This window comes from Paenisporosarcina sp. TG20, assembly GCF_000286315.1.
Taxonomy (GTDB): domain Bacteria; phylum Bacillota; class Bacilli; order Bacillales_A; family Planococcaceae; genus Paenisporosarcina.
Genome location: NZ_ALJG01000197.1, coordinates 1 through 8869, shown reverse-complemented (window position 1 = coordinate 8869; position 8869 = coordinate 1). Strand labels below are relative to the sequence as shown.

The 8869-nt window shown below is 37.1% G+C and carries 7 protein-coding genes and 2 pseudogenes; 1 reads left to right on the top strand and 8 read right to left on the bottom strand.

All coding sequences use genetic code 11. The features are described from left to right. Positions 1-16: 16 nt before the first annotated feature. Positions 17-274, top strand: a complete 258-nt coding sequence (locus B371_RS23720) for a hypothetical protein (protein WP_019412946.1) — start codon at positions 17-19, stop codon at positions 272-274. Between the two features lie 346 nt (positions 275-620). Here B371_RS23720 and B371_RS0103600 read toward each other — a convergent pair whose 3' ends face one another. From B371_RS0103600 to B371_RS0103560, 8 genes and pseudogenes are all read right to left on the bottom strand, one after another. Then, positions 621-1592, bottom strand: a complete 972-nt coding sequence (locus B371_RS0103600; RefSeq protein ID WP_019412945.1) for an alpha/beta hydrolase — start codon at positions 1590-1592, stop codon at positions 621-623. A 71-nt stretch (positions 1593-1663) separates the two neighbouring features. Then, positions 1664-2401: a hypothetical protein gene (locus B371_RS0103595; protein ID WP_019412944.1), complete on the bottom strand. Its 738-nt coding sequence runs from the start codon at positions 2399-2401 to the stop codon at positions 1664-1666. 18 nt (positions 2402-2419) lie between these two features. Beyond that, complete coding sequence (locus B371_RS21210) at positions 2420-3100, bottom strand: hypothetical protein (protein WP_019412943.1); 681 nt, start codon at positions 3098-3100, stop codon at positions 2420-2422. Between the two features lie 126 nt (positions 3101-3226). Further along, a pseudogene (locus B371_RS21205) lies at positions 3227-3523 on the bottom strand (GNAT family N-acetyltransferase); the annotation flags it as partial. Positions 3524-3957: 434 nt separating this feature from the next. Next, positions 3958-4743, bottom strand: a pseudogene (locus tag B371_RS21200) (class I tRNA ligase family protein); the annotation flags it as partial. Next, positions 4680-5021, bottom strand: coding sequence for a hypothetical protein (locus B371_RS23185; protein WP_019412940.1), 342 nt, complete (start codon positions 5019-5021; stop codon positions 4680-4682). The pseudogene B371_RS21200 and the gene B371_RS23185, both read right to left, overlap by 64 nt. An 866-nt stretch (positions 5022-5887) precedes the next feature. After that, complete coding sequence (locus B371_RS0103565) at positions 5888-6865, bottom strand: alpha/beta hydrolase (RefSeq protein WP_019412939.1); 978 nt, start codon at positions 6863-6865, stop codon at positions 5888-5890. A gap of 62 nt (positions 6866-6927) precedes the next feature. Continuing rightward, the gene (locus B371_RS0103560; protein WP_019412938.1) at positions 6928-8457 is read right to left on the bottom strand and encodes an NAD(P)/FAD-dependent oxidoreductase; all 1530 of its coding nucleotides are present in this window, start codon (positions 8455-8457) and stop codon (positions 6928-6930) included. Positions 8458-8869: the final 412 nt, after the last annotated feature.

Here is an 8869-nt window from a genome sequence, read left to right as displayed (position 1 = left end):
TGGATAATCAACACGCTTGATTAAAGTATTTGGTAGAGACGATGCCATACAGTATGAAGTGAAAAATGTTGATGACATAGAGATTAATGAAGTTGGATTAAAATATTGTGTTGCCTGTTCTGATATGGTTGCATCAGATGCACAGGGTGGAGTTGTTCCGGGTGGTGCGGTTTCAATGTCTGGTTATGGGGACGGAATGTACGTAGTGAAAGTAAAGTATAACATTTCTAAAGAGGTTGTTGGAGTGATGATTGACTTTGGAGATGAGGAATAATGTTATTTACCAACTAAAAGTGAAATAAACTTAAGTAAATGTCATGTGTTCTATAAGATGTTTTTTTATCCATAATTGATTCTGTTTCATTAATACATAAATTCCACTTTTGGTATAATGAAATTAGCATATGAGTACAATAAAATAGACCGTTGGGTGATTGCACCAAAACGGTCATTGTAATAGCAGGTTCCCTTCAAGGGGATTGGCAAAATGGTAGGCATAACCCATCTGAGCGCCTAACTCAAGGATGGGTTATTTTTTATGGCTTGCGATTAATTTGTGTTCTCCCTCGGCTGGTTTGTGACCAGGTCAACAGGAAGTTTAATTGCAATCATTTTAGATCCTATTCACCAACCATCGCCACCTCAAAAAATTTCAGTAGTCTCTCTTTATATTCCTCTTCAGCTATCGTGAATGCATCAGTATGGCCTGCACCTGGGACAATCCATAAATCTTTGACACTTGTAGCTGCTTCATATAGGACATTGGCCATTCTTGTTGGGACAAGATCATCTTGATCGCCATGAATGATAAATAATGGGAGTTTGTTAGACTTTACTTGTTCTAGTGCTGATGCTTCTCCGAATGAATAGCCCGCTCTTATCTTAGTCATAACGCTCGTTACTTCAATAAGAGGGAAAGCTGGGAGATGGTACATGTGTTTTAGCTGGTGAGTTAACTCTTCATCAACTGACGTATAGCCACTATCTGCCACGATTCCCTTCACTTCAGGAGGAAGCTCTTCTCCACTTGTCATCAGTACAGTTGCCGCTCCCATCGAAAATCCATGTAAAATAATTGAATCCGCGTTATGATCATTAATTAATAGTTGAACCCATTGCTGATAATCTTTACGCTCATGCCAACCATAACCGATGTAGTCACCCTCACTCTCACCATGACCTCTTGCATCAGGCTTCAATACATCAAACCCTTGTTCATAGTAAAACTTAGTAATACCCGGCATTTGTTCTTTGTTTCCTTTATATCCGTGAGCCAAAATAACTGCTTTTCCATTCGGTTTTTCATTTTTTAAAAATGCTGCTTTAAGCTTTAACCCATCCTCTGATTCCAGTTCAAGAGTCTCAAACGTCTGTTGCTCCGTCCATTCCATGACTTCTTCTAGTTTAAGTTGCTCAAGATTTTGTTCCATTGCACTTACAACTATCGTTTCACTATCACTTCCACCATGCAATTTAATATCTTCATCACTTCGGTTTATTGCCACATCATAAAAATAACTTCCTGCACCAATCAGAACAATGAACACTAGTACACATAAACTGCTAACAATCCAAATTATTCTTTTTTTCATTTACTTACACTCCTTAAATGACACTGTCGATTTCTATATTTTATCAAACAAAAACTTATATAGTTTCCTGATTACTCTATTTCCATTTCATTTAAAAACCTCACAAATTCTATGTTTTCCTGTCCATTATGAAATGAACTTCCGCCTGCTTGTAAACCGACGTATGATATATTATCTTTATCATCATAGGCATTCCAAGCAAAGAATGATGAAGATACAGGAAACATAGTGTCAAACATGGACGGTTGTTTAGCTGCTTCTAACTCTGAATATGAATTCAACACCGATACCCATTCCTCTGGTATTTTAAAGATACCCCGAGAGATTTCTAAGCGATTTAATTCTTTCTTCATTTGAACGCCTGGAGTATATTCCTCAATTCCATCTGAAATTCGAAAATTCCTCTTTATTAGAAAATAAAAATTCATCGACTGAATTTGATTTTCTGGGAGACCGTTCCAAACGAGGTGATAGGTTGAAGGATCCATTTCATTTACTTTCCAAATACTTGGTCCTCCTGACGTATCAATAGTTGAAACATTCCACTTATGTTTTTCCCACGACCAAAAACTCATCCCGTAATTTCCTTGTTCCGTGATGAACCGAACAAAAGCATGATATTCATCCGTCATAATCGTATCTTGAATAACGGCTGCCTCGGCTTCAGGATAGAGTGAATTTATATCTTGAACTAATCGACCATTTTCCGGAAATGAATCTGGCTTCGAAAAATAAAACCAATAAATCAATAATGCTGAAAGAATGAGCATACCCACACTGACAACTAACCACAACTTTTTTTTCGTCATTTTAATTCACCTTCTCAATCAACGAGTGTTCCGACCGAAAATAAAGTTGATTTTTTGTATTAAAAGTCCTTTTCCATCCTTTTCAATATACACAATCGTGTTAAGGCCACTTCCCCACTTAGGTTTAAAACCAACGAGTTGATAAGGAAAACGTTCAATTACCTCTTTATCGGGATCATACATGTCCGTTTCGTTATACCATTCATGACTTCGAACAGGTTCTTCTTTTAAACGACCAATTTCCTTTAAAAGAATTTCTTTGTTTAGACTGCTCTTTTCAGCCGAGGGATGAATATGTACGATAGAAGCATCATGAATAGTTGAAATATAACTGGCCGGTTCATTCTCTGGATACATCATTTGATTAATAGGTACAGCAACTAAAGTGGTGATGACAAAGACAAAGTTCATAACAAAACCTAACCATGCAAAGCGACGATAGACTTGCCATTGCTCTTCCTTCTTTCTGAAAATCGCATATAAAATCCATACACCGAGTGGTAAAACGGGAATCTTTACCATAATGCCAAACATCGATATATTAAAGGTGAAAGCAAATAAACCTACCATAATAATAACAAAAACTTTCCATAACTTTGGCTTCTCTGATAGTTTTTGATAAATTCGATACGCAAAAAATACAAGAACCAACAAACCTACTAGAGACATAATTTGTTCAACAATATTCACATTTCCCATGAACTCATTCCCCTTAACGATTCTACAAATTTCTTTTTTGGTTGAATAAAAGAAGAGAAAATGCTTTCAATAGAGAGTGGCGGCCGAAGATACAATTTCGGCCGCTCTCGACTTACTTAATAGAACTCCCCTTCTAATCTCTTCAATGCTCTTTCCACCTAAAAAGGCGTGTCCTGTTTTTAGCGTCTCTAATGTTTGAAAGCCGTATTTTTGATACACTTTTTCGATATTTTCATTAATAGGAAACACCCAAAGGTTTTCTAATTCTCGTTTTCCCGCTTCAATTTGTATGTAATGAATTAGTTCACCTATCAGACCTCTACCTCTATATGCTTCCAATGTAGCGACACCCATACGGGCTTGTTTTTCAGTGGAAGAGAACCTCCATTTTGCACTTTTAACAGTGTTAATACTAATCAGGTAGTCTTACTTTCAGTTCGCTTTGAGCGGACTCGACTTTTTCAGGTGTCAGTGGATTCAATTCTTATGCGTCTAGCACATCAGAATTCCAAAGTTGTTTCATCATTAATCCACCCTCTATTTTTACATTATATAGACAATTAAGTAATTTAACTACACTATACTCAAACATTTACGGGATCTCACTTCTTCTTTTCACCAGTCAATTCCATATTCATTGAATATACAACGTTGTTTTCATCCTTGTGCACCGAACTATTAGAGAGCAGCCTTCTTTTTATTGAAAAAAGCTCTTACCTGAATTCTAAACAAGTTTTTAGACTCAACAGGTTTTACAACTGTCGCCTCTGATATGTTTTAAACCCTTGGACGCTACACTACGGCTGTAATTGGTTCCATCGCTGGAACGCGGATTACTATTGCTCTCAATATTTGTTTTACTTTTTGGATTTATCAAATAAATTATCAACTTCTTCTTGTATTGTTTTTATATCGATTCTTTCAAACAAAGGTTCTATAGGCTGTAGTTGACCTTTAGCTATTGTAATAGGATGCCAATTAAATTTACTTATACTTAACATTTTGCGAACCTGCTCGCTAGAAAAAGGTAGAAAAGGTGAAAGCAACTGCGAAGCATTTCCAATAATGTACACACAGTTAGCTAAGGTTTCTTTACATGTATCTAGATCTTCCTTAACCTGAATACAAGGTTTTTGATTATCAAAGTATTTATTAGCATAGCGAATATAGTTGAAAATTGTCTCTAATGCTAGTTTGAAATGTCCTTCTTCAATATATCGGCCAATTTCACTGTACAAACTCTCTGTGTATTTTTTAATTTCATTATCCACTTCATAAACAGGGATTTCTCCTTCAAAGGATTTCTCTAGGAATTTTAATGTTCGATTAATAAAGTTTTCATATGCACCAAGTAACTCAGAATTGTGACTATAGATAAATTCTCTCCATGAGAAATCTGTATCGCGATTTTCTGGGGCGTTTATTGTTAAGAAATACCGTAGAGAGTCTGGGTGATATCTATCCAAAACATAAGGTATCCAAACAGCCCAATTTTGGCTTGTAGAAAGTTTTCTTTTTTCAAGGGTCAAATATTCATTTGAAATAATATGAGAAGGCAAGGACTTATTGTTAACTCCCATTAAGATAGCCGGCCAAATAAGTGAGTGAAATGGAATATTGTCTTTTCCATGTACATAGTAAGACCTAATTGAATAGCTACAAAGTTAATTGTTTTCATCCCTAGGACGCGAATTGTTAACGACCAAAAACTCATCCCGTATTTTCCTTCATCCGTAATGAACTGAACATAAGCATGACGTTTATCTAATAGAATCGTATCTTGAATAACGTCTGTTTCAGTTTCAGGATAGAGTGAATTTATAGCTTTGTTTTCATCCCTGGGACGGAAATTATTAAGGACACAAAAATAATCTCTTTTCGTTGATACAGAAAACAACCTTTGGTATAATGAACTTAGCAATTGAGTACAATAAAAAAGACCATTTGGCGCTTGAACACCAAACGGTCAATGTAATGTAGGATCCCTTCAAGGGGATTGGCTAAATAGTTGGAGTAACCCATCTGAGCGCTAACTCAAGGATGGGTTATTTTTTATGGTTAAATGACAGAATTGCTACAATCAATGCTGCAAAAGTTACTGCGAACATTAATGCTTCGAATACTGACATTAGCACCACCCCCTTTCGTACGGGAGTGAGCCAACCACCCTTGAGTTTCCTATTCTATTACCTTTCGATTATACCACACATACGTTCGCTTTATGTCGAGAACTTAATAACAACATACGAAACCATGAGCTTATTAATTCAACTATCCCTTGGTTGGATTGCTTTTATTTCCATTTTGTTGTCCATCATCTTTTTTATAACGAAAAAGAAGTAACCGTCCCCATATGCAAGGTGTGACGGTTACTTCAACGTAATATCGGGCCTACCGCTCTTTCTGCGGTTGCAGTTGCTGGACCGAATGTTATAGCATTCGGTCTTTTTACTTTATGCTTTTCCAATAAGTATACGTCTTAGTTTAGGAATATTCAAATGTTTGCTTTTTGGTTTTAATTAATCAAGCTTTTATACTTTGAGAGACTTTTGTCCTTCTATTTAAAGAGTCTCAACATTTCATCCATTCCCTAAAATACGAATGAGGTAACTGTTGAAGCGACTAAAAATAGGTGTCAAAACCGTTATAATTTGTAACGAAGGACCTAGAATCAGCAATTAATATAAGAAGGTAAATACAATGTCAAAAATAAATGAAAAGCCAAGGCGCAACAACTTCGAAAAATTTGTCATTCATTTTATCTGCTTATTATCCCACACATATGTTCTATTTTTCGCTTAATATAATGTTTTCGTCACTGCGAAGCAAATTCCTAGTATCTTCCAATAGGAAGTAACCAATATATTCATATATCTCTTTAATATCATCTTTAGAATCTAGTAGACTAAAGAGGTTAAAGAAACCATGTATTAGCCCGTCCTCTCTCTTAAGGGTAACCGGCACCCCAGCTTTCTTTAGCTTGTCTGCATATAATTCACCTTCATCACGAAGTGGATCATACTCTGCAGTTATGATTAAAGCAGGAGGGAGATCACTTAAGTCAGTTGCATTCATTGGGGCCGCGTATGGGTGAAAGGCATAATCTTTATTTTGAACATATAGCATACTAAACAGACCCATACTCTCTGCAGTTAGAAAATAGCCACTCCCATTTTCTTTATAAGAGTCATATTTCTCTGGTTGATATGAATCCGTGACAGGGTACATTAGCACCTGTTTAGCAATGGAAAGCCCACCTGTTTCTTTATTCATTAAGCATACAACAGTAGCTAAGTTACCACCGGCACTGTCACCTGCCACAGATAATCTAGTAGAGTCTCCGTTAAATTCAGAGGCATTTTCATATACCCATTTCGCTGCTGCATAACAATCATTCACGGCTGCAGGAAATGGATGCTCAGGTGCTAGTCGATAATCGACAGCTACTACGATATGTTGAGAGGCATTCACAAGACCTCTGCAAACAGCATCATGAGTTTCAAGATCACCATATACGAAACCCCCGCCATGGAAAAAAACGACAATAGGAAATGATTCATTACCCTCAGGACTATAAATTCTGATAGGAATTAGACTTTCTGGGCCTTGAATAGTGCGATCTTCTACTTTATGAACATGTTCGACTGCGCCGGTAACCACGCTCGCTCTTGATCGAATATCCTCTATAGTTTGTGTATAACCTTCTGGGTATACAGGTATCAAATTATCTAAAAAGTGCCTCATTTTAGGGTTTAAATTAGCCATTTCTTTTTCCTCCAATTCAAATTAAATTACTAGGATACACAATTTATCAATTAAATACTTGCTTACTTACCTAACGTAATTCCTTCTTTAACAGCAGGCTTTGGTCGTGTCGAACTGCGTACAATATAATCTTTTTGATTTAATTTAGACGCTTTCCTAAGAAAGGAAAACGTAAAGCTTGGCCAAAGGGTAGAATTCCGGCCAGTATTATCAAGATACCAACTATTACAACCACCAGAAGTCCAAACTGTTCCCTCCATCGATTTGTCTGTCTCTTCAACAAAACGATTCTGTGCACTCGCGCTAGGTTCAATCGTATCAAGATTATTTTGTTTCATATATTTAAAGGTTTTAAGTATATGATCAACTTGTGCCTCTATCATGATAATAACGGATGTATGTCCAAGCCCCGTGTTAGGACCCTGAAGAATGAACAAGTTTGGGAAACCAGCAACCGTTGTACCCATGTAAGCCTTAGGACTACCTTTCCATTCATCTATTAGTGAATGTCCTTCTCTACCGAAAATGTTATGTGCAAAAGGTAGTTCAGTGACCTGAAACCCTGTACCATAAATAATCGTATCGACCGAAATTTTTTCACCTAAGGAATCTATTACTGCATCTTCAGTAATTTCAGATATTCCTGTTGTACTCACATCTACGTTTGGTTTAGCAAGTGCCGGATAAAAGGTATTAGAAAGCAGAATACGTTTACATCCAATGATATAACTAGGAGTAAGTTTTGCCCTCATAACTGGATCCTCTATAGCTTTATGCATATGGTTTACAGCTATTTTCTCAACCGACTTTAACCATTTCGGATTCTTTAGTCCTAATACTCTTACCTCTCGTTGGACATATATTTTTAACCGGGTTACTTTTTGAAGTATTGAAAAACGGTTATAAGCTTTTTGAATGTCTTGACTAATTGGGCCATCCAATCGTGGAATCACCCAAGCAGGAGTGCGTTGGAAAACATGGAGGTATTCTGCATCAGGCTGTATGGCTGGGATAAATTGAATGGCTGAAGCACCTGTTCCGATAACAGCAATACGCTTTCCTTTGGGATTGAAATGATCGGGCCAATTGGCAGAATGAAAGACCTCCCCCTTAAATCTATCTATTCCTTTTAATTTTGGAACGGACGGATTACTAAGTGCACCAAATGCGCCGATTACAAAAACCGTTTTGAATTCTCCCTGATTGGTTTGAATAATCCATTCCCCATTAACCTCATCCCAATCCATTCTTTTAACCTCATGTTGAAAACGTATATGATCCATTAAACCGAACTCTCTAGCACAATTTTGCAAGTAGGCATAAATTTCTGGTTGGGGTGAAAATTTGTTGCTCCAGTTGGCATTAGGCGCAAAGGATAGAGAATAGAGATGTGACTCCACATCGCAAGCGCAACCTGGATAGCGATTATCTCGCCATACACCGCCTACATCACTCCCGCGTTCTAGAATGATAATATCTTGCTCGCCATCTTTCTTAAGGCGCACTGCCGCTGCAATACCTGCGAATCCTGTCCCGATTATAATAATCCTAGCTTTGTTATGTTGTGTTGTTTTTTTATCTCTATCTTCCAAGTATGCATCCCCCTTTCTACAACGATTCCTTCTGTTGGTACATACACTGTTTTAATTTCTACGAGGTGTAATAAAGCGCTTACATTAAACTCACCATGTGCGGACATCTTCAGTCAGATACCTTATAAGAATAGTAACTTTAGGTAAAGTTTCCAAACGATTCCCTTACACAAGTATATTACAAATTTTCTGAAAAGTTGATATAATAATATTTAACGTTGATTTAAAATGTTTTAATAACAGAGACAATTTTATAATAAAAAATTCAGTAATAAAGTCCACAAAGTTGATTTCCGCTCCATGCGGACGCTTTCCGTGGGGCACGCCTTCGGGCCAACAGGATGTTGGTCACGAAGACGTTGCCTCGCGTAGTGGCGTTCTTAGTCTTCGTTCCATCTGTTCCTGCGGGGCT